Below are 19,828 nucleotides of genomic sequence, written 5' to 3'. Positions count from 1 at the left end.
AAACAAAAATATATTTTTATACATATATATTTAAATTCTAAAAACACACAAACTTCCCTCTTTATGTGTTTTAATTAGGATTTGTAGTGTTTAAATTATATAATATCAACTACTTATGGTGTTTTTTTTTGAAATTAAAAAAAACTGTAATCTCCCGTTTTTATTGACAATGCATGTCTTTCATACCTGTTTTGATTATTAATTTTGATTATTATAATAAATAAAAAGAATTGAAACGACTATTTCTATTACGATTGCGTAGGACAGTTGTTAGAAAGTGTATTGTTAAATTTGAAATATATAAAACATAAAAATATGTTATGTATAAAAAAATCCAAGAATAAATAAATACTAACTAAAAAAAACCAGAAAATGAAGAAGTTTTTACAACAACATCGAGTTGCCCTGTTCCTGATTAAGGCATTGGTGTTGTATTTGGGATTCTGTACCCAAGCGATGGCACAACAAATTATTCAGGGAAAAGTGACTGATGAAAAAAATGAACCACTTATAGGTGTTAATGTTTTGGTGAAAGGAACTAATAAAGGAACCAATACTGATCTTGACGGTTCTTTTAAAATTGATGCAGGAAATAAAGGAACATTAGAATTTACTTTTTTGGGTTATACTACTAAAAGTGTAGCAGTGGGAAATCAAACCTCAATCATTGTTTCTCTTGAACAAGACAACAAAGTCTTGAATGAGGTAGTTGTTGTAGGATATGGTAGTCAGACTAAGAAGAAATCATTAGGTTCAGTACAGACTTTAAATGCTAAAGAATTAAAAGACATTCCAGTAGCTCAAATAACTCAAAAGTTGCAAGGAAAATTAGCGGGTGTACAAATCAATCAAACTACTGGGAAGCCAGGAGGTGGAATGGCTATTAGAATTCGTGGTCAAGCTTCTCTACTTGCAGGAAGTGATCCTTTATATGTAGTGGATGGTTTTCCTATCGTAGGAGACATCAGTGGTATTAATCCAGATGAGATTGAAAATCTTTCCGTTTTAAAAGATGCTGCTTCAACTTCTTTATACGGATCTAGAGCAGCTAATGGTGTAGTGTTAATCACTACAAAACAAGCCAAGAAAAATCAAACAACGACGAGTTTCAATATCTTTACTGGAACACAAACTGCTCCTCAACAAGGTCGTCCTAATTTGATGAATGCTGTTGAATTTGCTCAGTTTCAAAAAGAATATTATGAAGATTTAGGTCAGCCAGTACCAGCTAAATTTCAAAATCCTTCTCAATACGAAGGAAAATCAACGGATTGGTACAATGCATTATTGAGAACTGCGCCTATGCAAAGTTATAACTTTTCGATAGCATCCAATAAAGATAAATTGAGTACTTCAGCTGTTCTTGGAATTTTTAATCAAGACGGTATAATGATTAATTCTAACTTTAAACGTTACTCTTTGCGTATCAATTCAGAATATGAAGTATCGGATAAAGTTAAAATAGGTTTCAATATCGCTCCAAGTTATTCCATCAACAATACTCCAAGTTCAGACGGGGCTTTTTATGCGGGTTATTTAGGTGCAGTTCCAGGCGGTTTGTTTAATAATGCTATGTTAACATGGCCAACAGCTTCATATGTAAACGAAGATGGTACATTGCCTTTGTCAGTTGACGGTGCTTTTTCTACGCCAAACTGGTACCGTGCTGCTAAAGAAATTACAAATGAGACAAAAACATCTAGAATTTTGTCTAATGCTAAAGTACAATATGAACCAATTCCAGGTTTAGTATTGAAATCAACATTCAATGTAGATTTAGGGAATTCAGCATTTAAAAATTTCAACCCATCGACTGCATCTACTTTATTTGCTACAATGCCTCCTATTGTGGCAAGTGCAGTTAATACGGATACTAAATATATGTCTTGGTTAAATGAAAATACTGCTAATTATGCAAAAAGTTTTGGGAACCATAATCTAGAAGTATTAGTTGGGTACACCAATCAAAACTTTCGCTTAGATTTATCTCAAATCAAAGCTACAAACTTCCCTGATGACCGTATTCATACTATTCAGTCTGCTTTGAATATTGATCGTACACAAACTTTTACTGATACGCAAGAATGGGCATTGACCTCTTTGTTGTCTCGTGTGAATTATGATTATAAAGGAAAGTATTTATTAACGGCAGCTATTCGTCGTGATGGTTCTTCTCGTTTTGGTTCAGATAATCGTTGGGGAAATTTCCCATCAGTTGGAGCAGGTTGGATTATTTCAGAAGAAGATTTTGCTAAAAAAATACCAGCAATCTCTTTTGCAAAATTGAAAGCTAGTTATGGTATTATTGGGAATAATAATATTGGAAATTATACACAATATGCTTTGATTAATAATTCATCAAATTCAGTGTTTGGTAATACAGTTGCCAGTGGTGCTGCAGTATCTTCATTGGGTAATTCTAACTTAGGTTGGGAGACTACAAGTCAATTAGATTTAGGTATAGATTTAGGATTATTTAATGATCGCATTCGTTTTGGGTATGATTTTTATACTAAAAACACAACTAATTTATTGTATAACGTTGCAGTACCGCAAGAATCAGGATTTACAAATTTCAATGACAACGTAGGTGAAATTAAATTCTGGGGACATGAATTTAGTTTAAATACTAAAAACTTGACAGGTGAATTCAAATGGAGCACTAACTTAAACATTTCATTCAGCCAAAACAAAGTATTGGCTTTAGCGGATGGTATTGATCGTATCTACGGAGGGTTTGGAAATATTTCTGGAACGATTACTCAAGTAGGTCAACCATTAGGACAATTCTACGGTTTGATTCAAGAAGGTGTTTATAAAAATCAAGCGGAATTTGATAGTTCCCCAAAAGCAGCTGATTCTCATGTTGGTACTATAAAATACAAAGATGTAAATGGGGATGGTGTTATTACTTTTGGTGGTGATCATGATGACCGTACGGTTATTGGAAATCCATTTCCAAAAGCATTACTTGGAATGACAAATACATTTAATTACAAAAATTTCGATTTATCAATTGTTTGCTCTGGTTCTTTTGGAAATGATATAATGGTATTGACGGATCAAGGAACTACTAACTTAGATGGTGTATTCAATGTATTGAAAGATGTTAAAAACCGTTGGCGTTCAGAAGCTAATCCTGGGGATGGCCATTATGGAACAACTACTGTTGCTACTTATATGGAACGTGATTGGGCAAGTACACATTTCATGAGTGATGGTTCTTATTTAGCTATTAAAAATATTACTTTAGGATATAATATCCCTACAAATGGTAAATTTTTCAAAACTGCTCGTGTTTACGGTTCAGTACAACAACTATATACTTTTACAAATTACAGAGGATCTAATCCAGAAGTAAGTTCATCAGCAAATGGTGTTGGAGGAAGCACGCTTAATTTAGGAATGGATTGGGGAACCTATCCAGTACCAAGAACGCTTACATTCGGTATAAATGTTGGATTCTAATAACCTAAACTAAAACTATATACTAAGGCTTTAAGTATTTTGTATAAGATTTATTTCAAGTATAAACTGCATAATAACTTAAAGCCTAGGTTTAAATAATTAAAAAATTAAAATATCATGAAAAAGATACTAATTACCGCATTATCATTGAGCTTGTTTCTAAGTTCTTGCAATTCTGATTTCTTAGAATTGCCTTCTGAAACGTCTCTAAGTACTGCTACTTTTTATAAAACAGAAGCTGATTTTCAACAGGCAGTTAATGGTGCTTATGCTCCTTTAAGAACTTTGTATAATGGAGCGGCAGGTCAAGGAGCTTGGGTTATGGGTGAAATGCGCTCCGATAATACCCGTTACATATATAGTATTGGTTACCGAGGGGCACCAGATCCTGAAAATATTTCAGATTTTTCTAACCTCCCTAATAACACAGCGTCTACGGCTAAATATGTTACTGATTTTCAAATTATCGCAAGAGCGAATCAAGTGTTAGCACCAATAGATGGTGTAGATTTTGCTGCAGCTTCTAAAAGCAACATCAAAGGACAAGCGCTTTTCTTACGTGCGTTAGCCTATTTTGATTTGGTTCAATATTATGGTAAAGTGCCTTTGCATTTAACTCCGGTTACAACGAGAGAAGAAGCGGCGTTACCACTTTCAGAAGTGGCTGCTGTTTATGCTCAAATTATTACCGATGCAACTCAAGCGGCTACATTATTGCCAAAAAAATCTGCACAGGAACCAGGTAGAGCAACTTCTGGAGCTGCTAAAACATTATTAGGAAATGTGTACGCAGTTCAGAAAGACTGGGCTAATGCAGAAACTGTTCTAAAAGAAGTGATTGACTCAGGTGAGTACGCTCTTTTAGGGGATTATGCATCAGTATTTTCAGTAAACAACAAAAACAATTCAGAATCAGTTTTTGAAGTACAATACAAAGAAGGAACTGAAGGGTATGCCAGCAGTTTTATCTATGAGATGTTACCAATGCCAATGCCAGCGACACAAGTTGCTTCAATTACAGGAGCTTCTAATGCACAAGCTCTTAATATTGAAGCCTTTAATATTCCTACTCCAGAAATGTTAGCAGCTTATGAGCCAGGAGATTTAAGAAAAAATATATCTATAGCAACAACAACTTTAAGCGATGGTATAACATATCCTTATATCAAAAAATTGTTACAACCACACGCTACAGCTGGAATCACAGGTACTAACTGGCCTGTTTACCGTTATGCTGAAGTACTTTTATTGTATGCTGAAGCATTAAATGAACAAGGGAAAAGTGTATCTCATTATTTAAATGATACCCGTAATCGTGCAGGTTTAGCTAATTCAACAGCAATTGGTCAGGCTAATTTACGTACTGCAATTTTAGCAGAAAGACGTGTGGAATTAGCGTTTGAAAACAAACGTTGGTTAGATTTGGTACGTACGGGAAATGCCGAAAGTGTAATGGCAGCTTATGGTGCAAGAATGAAAGCAAATCCACAAACGTATTATTATCCAACAGGAATAAATCCATCACCGGCAGCATTTGCAAAAATTGATTTGTTGTTTCCTTTGCCAGCAAGTGAGTCATTGTTATCACCAAATTTTTAAATTGTTTGTTTGTTTGTTTGTTTGTTTGTTTTAGTATTAACCAGGTACGGCATGAAGCCTTACCTGGTTTTTTAGGTAACTTTCAATTCTTAATTAATTTTTAAAAATGAAAAAAATATATTTCTCTATTGTACTGGTGAGTTGTCTATTGGTAAGTGGAGGCCTTTTTGCACAGGATGTTTACCAAAAACAAAGAGCAGGATGGCTTGACATTGCCGAAGCAACAAAACCTAAATTGATTGAAACCGTAAAACGACCTATTGGTATTGTTTCTGTTGTAAAAGACGAAAAAGCATATCAAGGTTGGAAAGTTGTTTCAAAGCAACCTATGGACAGTTTGTATACGCGTTCCATGAAGAAACAATCAGGTGTGGTGCTGGATTTTGGTGAACACCTTACTGGATTCGTTACTTTTAAGATTGAAGATATGAAAAGAGCTGCTGATGCGGCTTTACGATTAAAATTTACTTTTGCAGAAGTTCCTGCCGAAGCTGCTTTACCTTTTGATCCATACAATGGTCAACTGAGCCGTGCTTGGTTGCAAGACGAAATCGTTACTGTATCTGAAGTTCCTAATACAATCACCATACCGCGCCGAGTGGCGTTTCGTTATGTGAAAATTGAAGTATTGGGAAGTTCGGTATATTCTGATTTTAAAGTTTCGGATATTTCTGTAAAAGCGACTACTTCGGTAAAGGAACCAGCTGCACCTTTGGCTGCGACAACACCTGAATTAATAAAAAAAATTGACCAAATTGGGTTGAATACACTCAAAGAATGTATGCAAACCGTTTATGAAGATGGTCCAAAACGCGACAGACGCCTTTGGATTGGTGATTTATATTTAGAATCATTGGCTAATAATTATTCTTTCAAAAATCATAATCTTACCAAACATTGCCTTTATATGTTGGCAGGATTGAGTTATGAGGATGGTGTTGCGCCTTCCAATGTGTTTGAACGTCCTACACCGCATCCACAAATCAATCCTCTTTTTGATTATGCCCTTATTTATAATGTGGCGCTGAAAGAATATTTTGTAGCTACAGGTGATAAAAAAACGGCCTTAGACCTTTGGCAAGTAGCCAAAAATCAAATCGAAATTCCAAAAAAATACATCGGGGCTGATGGCATGATGGATTACGAACGCGCCAATAAAGAATGGTGGTTGTTTTTTGACTGGAGAGATGGTCTAAATAAGCAAGCCGGATTGCAGGGAGTTGTGATTTGGGCTTACAAAAACACATACGAACTGGCTAAAATGCTAGGAAAAGAAAATGAAGTAGCTGAATTGCCTGCTCTTATCGAAAAAATGACAAAAGCGGCACACAAAAATTTATACGATGCCAAAAGCGGATTATTTGTAAGCGGAAAAGACAAACAAATTTCCTATTGCTCACAAGCTTGGATGGTTTTGAGCGGTGTTGCCACAAAAGCTGAAGGCGCAAAAGCATTAAAAGCATTACCAACTACAAAAAATGTAGTGTATCCGGGAGCTCCGTATTTATATCATTATGTTATCGAGGCGATGATACAAGTGGGAATGAAAAAAGAAGCCAAAGATATCATTACTAATTATTGGGGTGACATGGTCAATAAAGGAGCGGATACGTTCTGGGAAGTTTACGACCCAAAAAACGATTTCTTATCTCCATACAATGCATTTTTGGTCAACAGTTATTGCCACGCTTGGAGTTGTACCCCAGTGTATTTTATTAGAAAATATCCTGAAATCTTTCAAAAATGATAAAACAAGCAGCAATTTTAGTCCTTTTATTGAGCTTTACAATTAGTAATGCTCAAAAAGTAATTCCACTTTACAATGGAAAAGTACCTAATTCTAAAGAGATAGCAGGATTGACGGACACAACAGCTGTTTTCCAATCAGGAAATAAAATGATTCATTTTGTTTTGAGGGTTGCTAGTCCGGATTTGACTGTTTTTTTGCCAGAGAAAAGTAAAGCTACTGGTATAGCAGTTATTATTTGTCCTGGTGGAGGTTATTCGGGTTTAGCAATTGACCATGAAGGGTATGATATTGCGAAAAAATTAAACGAAAAAGGAATTGCAGGTTTTGTTTTAAAATACCGTTTACCAAATGCGCTATATGTTTATAATAAACAAATAGTTCCTTTGCAGGATGCACAACGTGCGATTCAGTTGGTTCGGGAGAATGCCAAAAAATGGGGAATCAATCCTAATAAAATTGGTATTGAAGGGAATTCGGCAGGAGGACATTTAGCTTCTACAGCCAGGACACATTATCAAAAAGCACTAATTGACAATCCGCTAAAAACCAGTTTGCGTCCGGACTTTATGGTTTTAAATTATCCTGTTATCAGTATGGCGGATAGTTTGACGCATATGGGGTCAAGATATAATTTGATAGGTGAAGGATTAGCTCCTAATGAATTGAAAACAATTATGAGTGATTGGAAAACATCAGAACAAAAATTAGCGAATCTACCAGTTAATGGGGAGAAAATTAAAGAATATTCTAATGAACTTCAGGTGACCTCTGATACACCTCCTACATTTATCACGCATGCTGTGGATGATAATACAGTTAAAGTGCAAAATTCTATTTTGTTTATAGCGGCTTTGCAAAAAAATAAAGTTCCGGTCGAATCTTTTTTTTATGCCAAAGGTGGACATGGTTACGGGATAGATAATCCAAGTAGTGATGTAGAGTGGATAGACTCTTGTATGACTTGGATTTTAAAAATAAATAAATAAAATAAATAAAATAAATAAATAAAATAAATAAATAAAATAAATCAAAAATTTAAAATATGAAAAAACACATTTTACTTTTATGGCTCATTTGCTTCAGTACGATAGCTTTTGCACAGACCGAACTTCGTAATCTTACTGTCGAAAATGCATCTAATCCAATTGGTATTGGAGTGAAAACACCCCGTTTTAGCTGGCAATTGGTCTCTAATAAAAGAAACGTAAAACAAACTGCCTACGAAATTCAGGTTAAAGAAGGAAATAACACGGTTTGGTCAACTGGAAAAGTAGCTTCAGAAGCGTCAATTTTTAATAAATACGCGGGTTCACCATTAGTTTCTAATGCGAAATACATTTGGCAAGTGCGTGTTTGGGATAACCAAGGAACTTCTTCTAAATGGGCAACAGCTTCTTTTGGAACCGCTTTGCTTAATTCGAATGAATGGAAAGCAACTTGGATAGGATCTGGTTTAAAAAGCGATACCGTAAATGGTATTGTACCCATGTTCAGAAAATCATTTTTGACAAATAAAAAAATAGCTTCCGCAAAAGTATATGTAACTTCAAGAGGTTTGTATGAAGTTCAAATCAACGGAAAAAGAATGGGAGATTCCTATTTGTCTCCAGGTTGGACCAGTTATGATAAGCATTTGCAATACCAGACGTATGACGTGTCTAATATGCTTTTAGAAGGAAAAAATGCCATTGGAGTATTGCTAGGAAGTGGTTGGTACCGCACGCGTTTAGGTTGGGAAAACAGACAAAATATTTATGGAAAAGAAACGGGATTACTGTTTCAAATGGTAATTAAATATACTGACGGAACATCTGAAATGGTAGTTTCTGATACTTCTTGGAAAGCGAGCAATAGCCACATTATCTCTTCTGAAATTTACAATGGTGAAGTTCAGGATGCGCGTTTAGAACAAAAAAACTATAGCGTTGCTAATTTTGATGATAGCAAATGGAACAATGTTGTCAGTAAAGACTTTCCAACAAATTATATTACGGCTGCCATCAATGAACCGATTCGCAAACACGAAAATTTAAAACCAATTGCTGTTTTGACTTCTCCAAAAGGAGAAACAATTTTGGACTTTGGTCAAAATTTAGCAGGTTGGGTAAAAGTAAGTGTACAAGGAAAAGCTGGAGATATCATCAAACTTTCTCATGTAGAAATGTTAGATAAAAAAGGAACCCCTTATTTTGAAAACTTACGTTCTGCCAAAGCACAAGCTACTTACATTTTAAGTGGTAATGGAATTGAAACTTTCGAACCTCATTTTACGACTTTTGGTTTTAGATATCTAAAAGTAGAAGGAATTACAGGAAAGATAAATCCTGATAATTTTACAGCTATTGCCTTGTATTCGGATATTAAAAAAACAGGTTCTTTTGAAACTTCAAATGCATACATAAACAAATTACAATCTAATATTCAATGGAGTCAAAGAGGGAATTTCTTGGATGTGCCTACGGATTGTCCGCAGCGTGACGAACGTTTAGGCTGGACCGGTGATGCCGAAGTATTTTCAAGAACAGCTTCCTTCAATTTTAATGTGGATCAGTTTTTTGCCAAATGGCTAATTGATGTTGCGGCGGATCAAAAAGAAAATGGAGCAGTGCCATTTGTTATTCCAAATGCTTTGAAAGGATCTTTTTTTGATATGCCCGTTGGAGCTGCCGGTTGGTCAGATGCCAGCATTATTATTCCGTACAATATGTATGTGAGTTTTGGCGACAAGGAAATCGTTGAAAGACAATATCCAAGTATGAAAGCGTATTTGGGCTATGTGCAAAGTACAGCCAAAAATGATTTGTGGAATACTGGTTTTCAGTTTGCAGATTGGTTGAGCTATAGAGTGGATGATTCGAAAGGGATGATAGGAATGAAGTCAGCCATTACCGATAACTATTTGGTTGCCCAATGTTTCTATGCCTACAATACTCAAATTATGATAAAAGCCGCTACTTTATTAGGTAAAACTGATGAAGTACAGGAATATCAAGCACTTTTGGAACGCATCAAGAAAGCATTTCAAACCGAATATATGACGGCATCAGGCAAGTTAATTTCGGAAACACAAACCGCTTATATTTTGGCTTTACAATTTGATATGTTACCAGAAAACTTAAGAGCGCAAGCAGTTGATCGTTTGGTAAAAAACATCGAAAGTTACGAGTATCATTTGACTACAGGATTCTTAGGAACACCTTTCTTAAATCCAGTTTTGACTCGTTTTGGAAGAAATGATGTCGCTTACAAATTGTTGCTTCAAGATACTTATCCTTCTTGGTTGTATCCAATAAAAGCTCACGGAGCAACTACAATTTGGGAACGTTGGGATTCTATGAAACCAGACGGTACTTTTCAAGATCCAAGTATGACTTCTTTTAATCATTATGCCTATGGCGCAGTGGGAGATTGGATGTATAGAACAATTGCAGGTATTGATACCAAAGAAGCGGAAGGTGCTGGATATAAAAATATTGTCATTAAACCTGAAATAGGTGGGAATTTGACTTATGCCAAAGGAAGTTTAGAAACGAATTATGGGGTAGTTACCTCTTCTTGGAAAATAGAAAACAACAAATTTATTCTTGATGTAGAGGTTCCTGTCAATACAAATGCTACAATTGAATTTCCAACAAACAAAATAGAAACGGTAAAAGAAAATAAAGCGGTTTTAAACGCTAAAAGCAAAACTGTTGGATCAGGAAAGTATCATTTTGAAATGGAATTGTAACGATCTTTTTCAATCTAAAGTAAATCTGGCTAAAAACTATTGTATTGCCTTGTAAAAAAGATAAGGCAATATAATAGTTGTTCTTTAAATCGTTTTTGAAAGTAAATATATCATTAAAAAATAGTAAAAAAAGGTGTTTTTATAAGGACTGTATAGGACTGTTTTGTTTTAGATATTCTCTTATTTTACAACACCAGAATCATTAACCATAAATTATTAACATTAAATGGAATCATTACTCGGAATTCTTTTTCACTCGATAGGAGGTTTCTCTTCAGGAAGTTTTTATATGCCTTTCAAAAAGGTAAAAGGTTGGGCTTGGGAAAGCTACTGGATTGTAGGTGGATTTTTCTCTTGGTTAATTGTTCCGCCAATTGCAGCTTATTTGACGATACCTAATTTTGTCGAGATTATTAGCGCAGCGGTTCCAACAGTAAAAGCAGTTACCTATTCAATGGGGTTGATTTGGGGAATCGGAGGACTTACTTATGGTCTTGGTGTTCGTTATTTGGGAATGTCATTAGGGAACTCCATTACATTGGGTTTTTGTTCTGCTTTTGGAGCATTAGTACCTTCTATTTATTATAATTTTTATCCAGTTGCCGGTAAAGTTTCTTTTACTGATATGCTTTCTAATACTGGAGGTCAAATTGTTTTGTTAGGGGTTTTAGTTTGTTTAATTGGTATTGCTATTTCTGGGAAAGCAGGAATGCTCAAAGAAGCTGATTTCGCTACGGGCCATGAAGGCAAAGACAAAGATTTTAACTTGGTAAAAGGATTGATTATAGCCGTAATATCAGGAATTCTTAGTTCATTCTTTAATTATGGAATAGAAGCAGGAAAACCGATGGCTGATGAAGCTGTTAGACAAGGATTTAATCCTTTGTTTCAAAATAATGTGACCTATATTGTTTTGCTTTGGGGCGGATTGACTACCAATTTTATTTGGTGTATGTATCTTAATTTTAAGAATAAAACTTTTGGAGATTATACAAATAATAAAACTCCAATAGCTAAAAATACTTTTTTCTCAGCCCTTGCAGGTACGATGTGGTTTTTACAATTCTTCTTTTATGGAATGGGCGAAAGCAAATTAGGTAACGGAGCCAGTTCTTGGATTTTACACATGGCAACCATTATTCTAACAGCTAACTTTTGGGGATTTTATCTCAAAGAATGGTCTGGAGTATCCAAAAAAACATTCCGAACATTCCTTTGGGGTATTGGTCTGATACTAGCTTCTATCTTTTTGGTGGGTATTGGTAATTCACTTTAATAATCAAACAATCTAGTTTTAATAACACTTTTAATATAACACTATGTCAAATATAAATACAAATAACATGACTTTTCAGCACGTAAGCTACCTTTGGGATGAAGCTAAAGCTAAGGAATTAGCAGGAGATGAAGTAGCACTTTTCATATATCGCTCTAATTTATTGGGAGCCGATTTGAGACTAACGAACTATGGTGGTGGAAACACTTCCGTGAAAATTACTGACAAAGACCCATTAACAGGAGCTGACTCTGAAGTAATGTGGATTAAAGGTTCTGGTGGAGATATTGGAACATTAACAAAATCAGGTTGTGCGGCACTTTATTTAGAAAGACTTCGCAATTTAGAGAACGTATATAGAGGTATTGAATTTGAAGACGAAATGGTCGAATTGTTTAATCATTGTATTTTTGACTTAGCGTCAAAAGCGCCTTCTATTGATACCCCTTTGCATGGTTTCCTGCCGTTCAAACATATCGATCACTTGCATCCAGATGCAGCAATTGCTATTGCTGCTGCAAAAGACGGGGCAAAAATTACAGAAGAGTTATTCAACGGAGAAATTGGTTGGGTGGGATGGCAACGTCCAGGTTTCGACTTGGGTTTACAAATGCGTGCTTGTCTTGAAGAAGCTGAAGCTCGTGGAAAAAAATTAAAAGGAGTAATGTTAGGTTCTCACGGTTTGTTTACTTGGGGAGATACTTCTTATGAAAGTTACATCAACACACTTGAAGTAATCGAGAAATGTGCAGAATACTTGGAAAGCAACTACGGAAAAAACCGTGCTGTTTTTGGAGGTCAAAAAATAGAAAGTTTAGATGTAGCGGCACGTCAGTTGAAAGCGGCTAAAGTAGCTCCTATATTACGTGGTTTCTGTTCTTCAGAGCGTAAAATGATTGGTCATTATACAGATGATGCAAGAGTATTGGAATTCATTAATTCAAATGATTTGGAGAAATTGGCTCCTCTTGGAACTTCTTGTCCAGACCATTTCTTGCGTACTAAAATCAGTCCTTTGGTATTGGAATTAGATCCAAACGAAGATTTATCAGATGTGGAAGCGATTAAAGCAAAATTAACTCCTGCTTTTGAAGCGTATCGTAAGATGTATTCAGACTATTACAATACCTGTAAGAAATCGAATTCACCGGCGATGCGTGATCCAAATCCTGTAGTGATTTTATATCCTGGAGTAGGGATGTTTACTTTTGCAAAAGATAAAACTATGGCGCGTTTAGCATCAGAATATTATATTAATGCGGTAAACGTGATGAAAGGTGCGGAAGCAGTTTCAGAATATACTTCATTACCTCGCCAGGAAGCTTTTGATATTGAATATTGGTTGCTTGAAGAAGCTAAATTACAACGTATGGCAAAACCAAAAGCCTTGTCAGGAAGAATCGCTTTGATTACAGGTTCTGCGGGTGGAATTGGTAAAGCTATCGCAAAAAGATTTGCAGAAGAAGGTGCTTGTGTGGTTATCAACGACATCAATGAGGAACGTTTAGAAGGAGCTACAGCTGATTTTATCAAAACTTTTGGTAAAGATGCCGTTTCAAGTGCTTTGCTAAACGTAACAGATGAAAAAAGTACTGAAAAAGCTTTAGATGCTGCTTGTTTAGCATTTGGAGGGGTAGATATTGTAGTAAATAATGCCGGAATCAGTATTTCAAAATCGATTGCAGAACACAGTTTAGAAGACTGGGATAAATTATATGATATCTTGGTAAAAGGACAATTTATTGTTTCTAAAGCCGGAATTGAAGTCATGCGCAAACAAGGATTTGGTGGGGATTTAGTGAATATTGTATCTAAAAATGCAGTAGTTGCAGGACCCAATAACCCTGGTTATGGTTCAGCAAAAGCCGCTCAGGCTCACTTAACACGTTTGATGGCTGCCGAATTAGGCGGTGATAAAATCCGTGTGAATACAGTAAATCCGGATGCTGTAATCTCTGATTCTAATATTTGGTCAGGCGGTTGGGCTGAAGGTCGTGCCAAAGCGTATGGCGTAACAGTAGCTGAATTGCCGGCTTACTATGCGAAACGTACGTTGTTGAATGAAATTATATTGCCGGATGATATTGCTAATGCTTGTTTTGCATTCGTAGGTGGTTTGTTGAATAAATCAACAGGAAATGCTTTGAATGTAGACGGTGGAGTAGCAATGGGCTTTTATAGATAAATTAGATGTTTGGTTTTTAGATTGATTTTTCTAACGTCCGTATCTTTCGGACGTTAGATTTATTTAAATTTGTAAATAGCAACTATGGAAAAAATAGCTTTCAAAATGCAGCTTCATCAAGGGCAGGTTCAGGAATACCAACGCCGACATGATGAAATTTGGCCAGAACTTGCAGGCTTATTAAAAAATGCAGGAGTTGCCGATTATTCTATTTTCTTAGACCCAAGCACAAATGCTTTATTTGCAGTTTTAAAAATTGAAACTCCAGCTTTGTTAGACGAACTATCGAAGCATCCCATCATCCAAAAATGGTGGAAATACATGAGTGATATTATGGAAATAAATCCTGATTATTCTCCTTTAAGCACTCCTTTAAAAGAAGTTTTTTATTTACCTTAAAAAAAATATCATGTTAATTGAATCATACAAAATAGCTTCCCATAATGATGACCTTTTAAAGGCTCATAAAAATAAATTGGTTTTCACCGCATCCGAAATTGCAGAAACCGAAACTATTATCCAAAAATTAATTGATTTCCAAATCGCTATTCCATCTTGGGCTTTAGGAACAGGAGGAACTCGTTTTGGTCGTTTTCCAGGTGGAGGAGAACCACGTTCTTTAGAAGAAAAAATTGAAGATGTAGGTTTGCTACATGCTTTAAATAATGCTTCTGGTGCTATCTCGTTACACATTCCTTGGGATATACCAACGGATTACCAAGCAATTAAAGTATTAGCTGCACAACACAATTTGAAATTTGATGCAGTCAATTCAAATACCTTTCAAGATCAAGCTGATCAAGCGCATTCGTATAAATTTGGTTCGTTGCAAAACGTAAATAAAGCGGTTCGTAAACAAGCGATTGCTCATAATATTGAAGTGATTCAACAAGGAATTGCCTTAGGTTCTGAATCGTTAACCGTTTGGCTTGCTGATGGTTCTTGTTTTCCGGGACAATTGAATTTCCGTAAAGCGTACCAAAACACCTTAGAAAGTTTAGAAGAAATTTACGCCGCATTGCCGTCAAACTGGAAACTGTTTTTAGAATACAAATGCGCTGAACCTAACTTTTATTCTACAACAGTTGCTGATTGGGGACAATCGTATTCTTATGTGAAAAAATTAGGAGACAAAGCCTTCACTTTGGTTGATTTAGGGCACCATCTTCCAAATGCTAATATTGAGCAAATCGTTTCTTTATTATTGATGGAAGAAAAATTAGGTGGTTTCCACTTCAATGATTCAAAATATGGCGATGATGATTTAACGGCCGGTGCATTAAAACCATACCAATTATTCTTGATTTTCAATGAATTGGTAGAAGGAATGGATGCCAGAGGAATGAATCACGCTAAAGATTTAGGCTGGATGATTGATGCTTCGCATAACGTAAAAGATCCGATGGAAGATTTATTGCAATCCGTAGAAGCGATTATGGTTGCTTATGCACAAGCGCTTTCAGTAGACAGAAAAGCATTAGAAATTGCACAAAATGAAAATGATGTCGTGACTGCACAAGAAATTTTGCAAAATGCTTTCCGTACGGATGTTCGCGCTTTAGTTGCCGAAGCACGTTTGCGCTCTGGAGCTGCATTGAATCCTGTTGGATTATACCGTGACCTTGCAGTAAGAAAGGGTCTTATCACGGAAAGAGGATTTAAAACGATAGCAACGGGCTTGTAAAAACCAATCAAAAATGAATGTAGTAGCGATTTTTGATATTGGCAAAACAAACAAAAAAGTCTTTCTGTTTAATGAAAACTATCAAATTGTTTGGGAAAAATCCGTAATTCTTCCCGAAACAGTGGATGAAGATGGTTTCCCTTGCGAAGATATTGCTGAACTTAAAAACTGGATTGTTTATAGGTTGTCTGAAATGCAGGCATTAAAAGAATATGTTTTAAAAGCGATAAATTTTAGTACCTACGGAGCCAGTTTTATTTATGTAGATGAAGAGGGAAACACTTTAACTCCGTTATATAATTACCTAAAACCGTATCCTGAAACGCTAAAGAAGAAGTTTTATGACAAATACAAAGGGGAAGAAGCTTTTGCTTTAAAAACGGCTTCTCCTGTTTTAGGAAGTTTAAATTCCGGTATGCAGATTTACCGTTTGAAAGAAGAAAATCCGGAATTGTTTGCTAAAGTGACCTATTGTTTGCATTTACCACAGTATTTAAGTTCACTTTTAACTCAAAAATACTTTGCTGATATAACCAGTATTGGTTGTCATACCAATCTTTGGAATTTCAAGAAGATGAAGTATCACAAATGGGTTAAAAAAGAAAATATAGCAGCTAAAATTCCGCCTATTCATTATGCGGAAGATACCATAAAAATAGTAGGTGATATAGCTGTTGGTGCAGGATTACATGATAGTTCCTCAGCGATTATTCCTTATACGATAAATTTTACGGAGCCTTTCGTTTTATTGTCAACAGGAACCTGGAGCATTTCCATGAATCCGTTCAATGATACGCCATTGACTTTTGAAGAATTGAAATATGACTGTTTATGTTATTTGCAATACAAAGAAAAGCCTGTAAAAGCAGCCCGTTTGTTTGCTGGTAATGAACATGAAGTGCAAACCAAAAAGTTAGCAGGTCATTTTGGAGTGTCATTGGATAAATATAAAGAGGTAGCTTTCAATAAAGAGATTATTTCTAAATTGAGGGAGATTAATCTTAAAAATTATTCTTCAAAAGTTGATAAATATAAAATCCTTAGAGAATCTCCTTTTGCAAAGAGAAATCTCAGCGATTTTAAAAATTACGAAATTGCCTATCATCAATTGATCTTGGATATCATTGCACAGCAAATACTCTCCACCCAATTAGTGATTCATAACAGTCCCGTTAAGAAAGTATTTGTAGACGGAGGTTTTAGTAAAAACACTATTTTTATGAATTTACTGGCTGAAGCTTTCCCGGAGATGGAAGTGTATGCCGCTTCTATGGCGCAAGCCAGCGCTCTTGGTGCCGCATTGGCGATTCATAAAAACTGGAATCCAAAACCGATTCAAAATGATTTGATTGATTTAAAATTTTACAAACATTAATATGAAAATTGGACTTTTTATACCGTGTTATGTGGACCAATTTTACCCAAAAGTGGCTATTGCAACCTATGAATTATTACAGAAATTAGGCTGTGATGTTCGTTTCCCAATGAAGCAAACGTGTTGCGGTCAACCAATGGCCAATAGCGGATATGCCCATTTGACTAAAGGTTGTGATGCTAATTTTATTGCCAATTTTGCCGAGTTTGATTATATAGTTTGCCCTTCGGGCAGTTGTGTATTGCATGTCAAAGAACATTTGCATGATGAAAATAATGAAGAACTGGCTTCCCAAATGAGAAAGCGAGTTTTCGAGTTAACGGAGTTTATTACCGATGTTTTAAAAATCGAAATAATTCCCGGAAATTTTCCCCACAAAGTTGGAATGCATCAAAGTTGCCATGGACAACGTGGATTGAAGCTTTCGCAAATGAGTGAGTTGAATGCGCCTTTTTTCTCTAAACCGGGACAATTATTAAGCAAAATAAAGGGGATAAATCTGGTTTCATTAAATCGAAAAGATGAATGTTGTGGATTTGGGGGGACTTTTTGTGTGACCGAAGAAGCGATTTCTGTAAAAATGGGGCAGGACCGTATAAAAGATCATGAAGATCATCAAGTAGAATACATTACCGGAGGTGACATGTCCTGTTTAATGCACTTAGAAGGCATTTTGAAAAGACAAAAAAGCCCGATAAAAATTATTCACATTGCAGAAATATTAAATTCGATATGAAAAACAATTTAGAACATAGCGAAGCTGCAGCGATTTTTAATAAAGATGTAAAACGAGTAGATTGGCATGATGAAACGCTTTGGTTTGTTCGTGAAAAACGAGATAAAGCAGCGCATCAAATTCCGGAATGGGAATTACTAAGAGAAACGGCTTCACAAATAAAAAATAATGTGCTTTCGAATATTCATGATTATTTGACTGAATTTGAATCGAATGCCCAGAAAAACGGAATCATAGTTCATTGGGCTGCCGATGCTGATGAACACAATAAAATAGTGCATTCCATAATGGAAAAACATGGCGTGAAGCAGATGGTTAAATCTAAATCCATGCTTACCGAAGAATGCCATTTGAATGAATATTTAACCGAAAAAGGAATTGACGTAATCGATTCCGATTTAGGGGAACGAATTGTTCAACTTAGAAAAGAACCGCCAAGCCATATTGTTTTACCCGCGATTCACCTTAAAAAAGAAGATGTAAGTGAAACTTTCCACGAACACCTTGGAACAGAAAAAGGAAACAACGACCCCCAATATTTAACCGAAGCGGCACGATTACATCTTAGAGATACTTTCCTTACGAGAAAAGTAGCTTTGACGGGAGTGAATTTTGCGATTGCCGAAACAGGCGAAATTGTGGTTTGTACCAATGAAGGAAATGCGGATATGGGCGTGCATCTTGCTGATGTACATATTGCCTGTATGGGTTTTGAGAAAATAATTCCGCAACGTAAGCATTTGAGTGTTTTCCTTCGATTATTGGCAAGAAGTGCTACCGGGCAACCGATTACCACTTTTTCCAGTCATTTTAAAACGCCCAGAGATGGAAAAGAAATGCATATTGTTATTGTAGATAATGGCAGGACTACCCAATTAGGCAGAGAAGATTTCAGAAATTCATTAAAATGCATCCGTTGTGGGGCATGTATGAATACCTGCCCGGTTTATAGACGAAGTGGAGGACACAGTTATCATAATGCGGTGGCGGGACCTATTGGTTCTATATTGGCGCCCAATCTCGACATGAGTAAAAATGCCGATTTGCCTTTTGCCAGCACACTTTGTGGTTCTTGCACTAATGTTTGCCCCGTAAAAATTGATATTCATGATCAATTGTATAAATGGCGTCAGGTATTGGTAAAAGAAGGACAGACTTCATTAGGAAAAACGGTCGCAATGAAAGGAATGGCAACCGTTCTAGCTAATCCTATGGTTTTTGATTTAGCTGGAAAAGCAGGACGATTTGTGATGAAAAACATACCGGTTTTGGTCAATAATAGTCTTAATCCTTGGTACAAACAAAGAGAAATGCCTGCGCCACCCGAAGAATCCTTTAGAGAATGGTACAAGAAAAATGCAAAAGAATCCAAAGACAAGCAAAATGAGTAGCAGAGCCACTATTTTAGAAAAAATAAAACAAAACCAACCGACGACAACCAGTGAATTACCTAATTTAGGTACTTTAGGATTGGAATCTTTTGAGATACTCGATACCTATAAAGCGGTATTGAAGGGAATAGGAGGAGACTTTGTAGAAGTACCTAATTATGATGCTATAATTACCTTTGTCAAAAAAAACTATGCCACCGAAAAAAGAATGATTACGACCATTCCGGAGCTTGCTGAAATTGCAACAACTGATTGGTTTAATGATGATCCGCATACTTTAGAAAATGTAGAATTGACTTTGATTAAAGCACATTTTGGTGTTGCTGAAAATTCAGCTCTTTGGGTAACAGATGATTTGTTAGGACAACGCGTTGCCCCATTTATTACTCAATATTTAGCAATTGTAGTGCATAAAAAAGATATTGTGGCAACGATGCATCAGGCCTATGAACGTATCGGAAATCAGGAATATGGTTTTGGTACTTTCATAGCCGGACCTTCAAAAACTGCCGATATTGAACAATCGTTAGTTTTAGGTGCTCATGGAGCCAGAGGATTGACAGTGTTTCTTATGGATTGAGTTTGTTGAATTATAACTTTATCTTGGTTTGAAAATGATTCAGGATTAATAAAA

Annotated in this window: 13 protein-coding genes; all 13 read left to right on the top strand. The window is 35.8% G+C overall.

The window, feature by feature from the left end; genetic code table 11:
• Positions 1-372: 372 nt before the first annotated feature.
• Positions 373-3,468 carry a SusC/RagA family TonB-linked outer membrane protein gene (locus tag ACM55H_RS05555; protein WP_416835561.1) on the top strand — a complete coding sequence of 1,032 codons (3,096 nt, stop codon included), beginning with the start codon at positions 373-375 and terminating at the stop codon, positions 3,466-3,468.
• 117 nt (positions 3,469-3,585) lie between these two features.
• Positions 3,586-5,067, top strand: coding sequence for a RagB/SusD family nutrient uptake outer membrane protein (locus tag ACM55H_RS05550; RefSeq protein WP_416835560.1), 1,482 nt, complete (start codon positions 3,586-3,588; stop codon positions 5,065-5,067).
• 106 nt (positions 5,068-5,173) lie between these two features.
• Positions 5,174-6,814, top strand: a complete 1,641-nt coding sequence (locus ACM55H_RS05545; RefSeq protein ID WP_416835559.1) for an alpha-L-rhamnosidase-related protein — start codon at positions 5,174-5,176, stop codon at positions 6,812-6,814.
• Positions 6,811-7,803 (top strand): alpha/beta hydrolase, encoded by a 993-nt coding sequence (locus tag ACM55H_RS05540; RefSeq protein WP_416835558.1) that lies wholly within the window; start codon positions 6,811-6,813, stop codon positions 7,801-7,803. The genes ACM55H_RS05545 and ACM55H_RS05540 overlap by 4 nt, the downstream gene beginning before the upstream one ends.
• Positions 7,804-7,859: 56 nt before the next feature.
• Entirely contained in the window at positions 7,860-10,547 is a 2,688-nt protein-coding gene (locus tag ACM55H_RS05535; protein WP_416835557.1) for a family 78 glycoside hydrolase catalytic domain, read from the top strand.
• Between the two features lie 226 nt (positions 10,548-10,773).
• Positions 10,774-11,823: an L-rhamnose/proton symporter RhaT gene (rhaT, locus tag ACM55H_RS05530; RefSeq protein ID WP_416835556.1), complete on the top strand. Its 1,050-nt coding sequence runs from the start codon at positions 10,774-10,776 to the stop codon at positions 11,821-11,823.
• Between the two features lie 43 nt (positions 11,824-11,866).
• Positions 11,867-14,008: a bifunctional aldolase/short-chain dehydrogenase gene (locus tag ACM55H_RS05525; RefSeq protein ID WP_416835555.1), complete on the top strand. Its 2,142-nt coding sequence runs from the start codon at positions 11,867-11,869 to the stop codon at positions 14,006-14,008.
• 84 nt (positions 14,009-14,092) lie between these two features.
• Positions 14,093-14,407 carry an L-rhamnose mutarotase gene (gene rhaM / locus ACM55H_RS05520; RefSeq protein ID WP_416835554.1) on the top strand — a complete coding sequence of 105 codons (315 nt, stop codon included), beginning with the start codon at positions 14,093-14,095 and terminating at the stop codon, positions 14,405-14,407.
• Positions 14,408-14,417: 10 nt separating this feature from the next.
• Complete coding sequence (locus ACM55H_RS05515) at positions 14,418-15,692, top strand: sugar isomerase (protein ID WP_416835553.1); 1,275 nt, start codon at positions 14,418-14,420, stop codon at positions 15,690-15,692.
• Positions 15,693-15,705: 13 nt separating this feature from the next.
• Complete coding sequence (locus tag ACM55H_RS05510) at positions 15,706-17,067, top strand: FGGY-family carbohydrate kinase (RefSeq protein WP_416835552.1); 1,362 nt, start codon at positions 15,706-15,708, stop codon at positions 17,065-17,067.
• A gap of 1 nt (position 17,068) precedes the next feature.
• On the top strand, positions 17,069-17,803 hold the full coding sequence (locus tag ACM55H_RS05505; RefSeq protein ID WP_416835551.1) for a (Fe-S)-binding protein: 735 nt from the start codon (positions 17,069-17,071) through the stop codon (positions 17,801-17,803).
• The gene (locus tag ACM55H_RS05500; protein WP_416835550.1) at positions 17,800-19,194 is read left to right on the top strand and encodes a lactate utilization protein B; all 1,395 of its coding nucleotides are present in this window, start codon (positions 17,800-17,802) and stop codon (positions 19,192-19,194) included. Before ACM55H_RS05505 ends, ACM55H_RS05500 begins: the two co-directional genes overlap by 4 nt.
• On the top strand, positions 19,187-19,774 hold the full coding sequence (locus tag ACM55H_RS05495; protein WP_416835549.1) for a LutC/YkgG family protein: 588 nt from the start codon (positions 19,187-19,189) through the stop codon (positions 19,772-19,774). Before ACM55H_RS05500 ends, ACM55H_RS05495 begins: the two co-directional genes overlap by 8 nt.
• Positions 19,775-19,828 lie beyond the last annotated feature (54 nt).

It is taken from the genome of Flavobacterium cryoconiti, from assembly GCF_048158645.1.
Taxonomy (GTDB): Bacteria; Bacteroidota; Bacteroidia; order Flavobacteriales; family Flavobacteriaceae; genus Flavobacterium; species Flavobacterium cryoconiti.
Note: the sequence above shows the minus strand (reverse complement) of the source record. Positions and strands in the feature narration are given on the sequence as shown.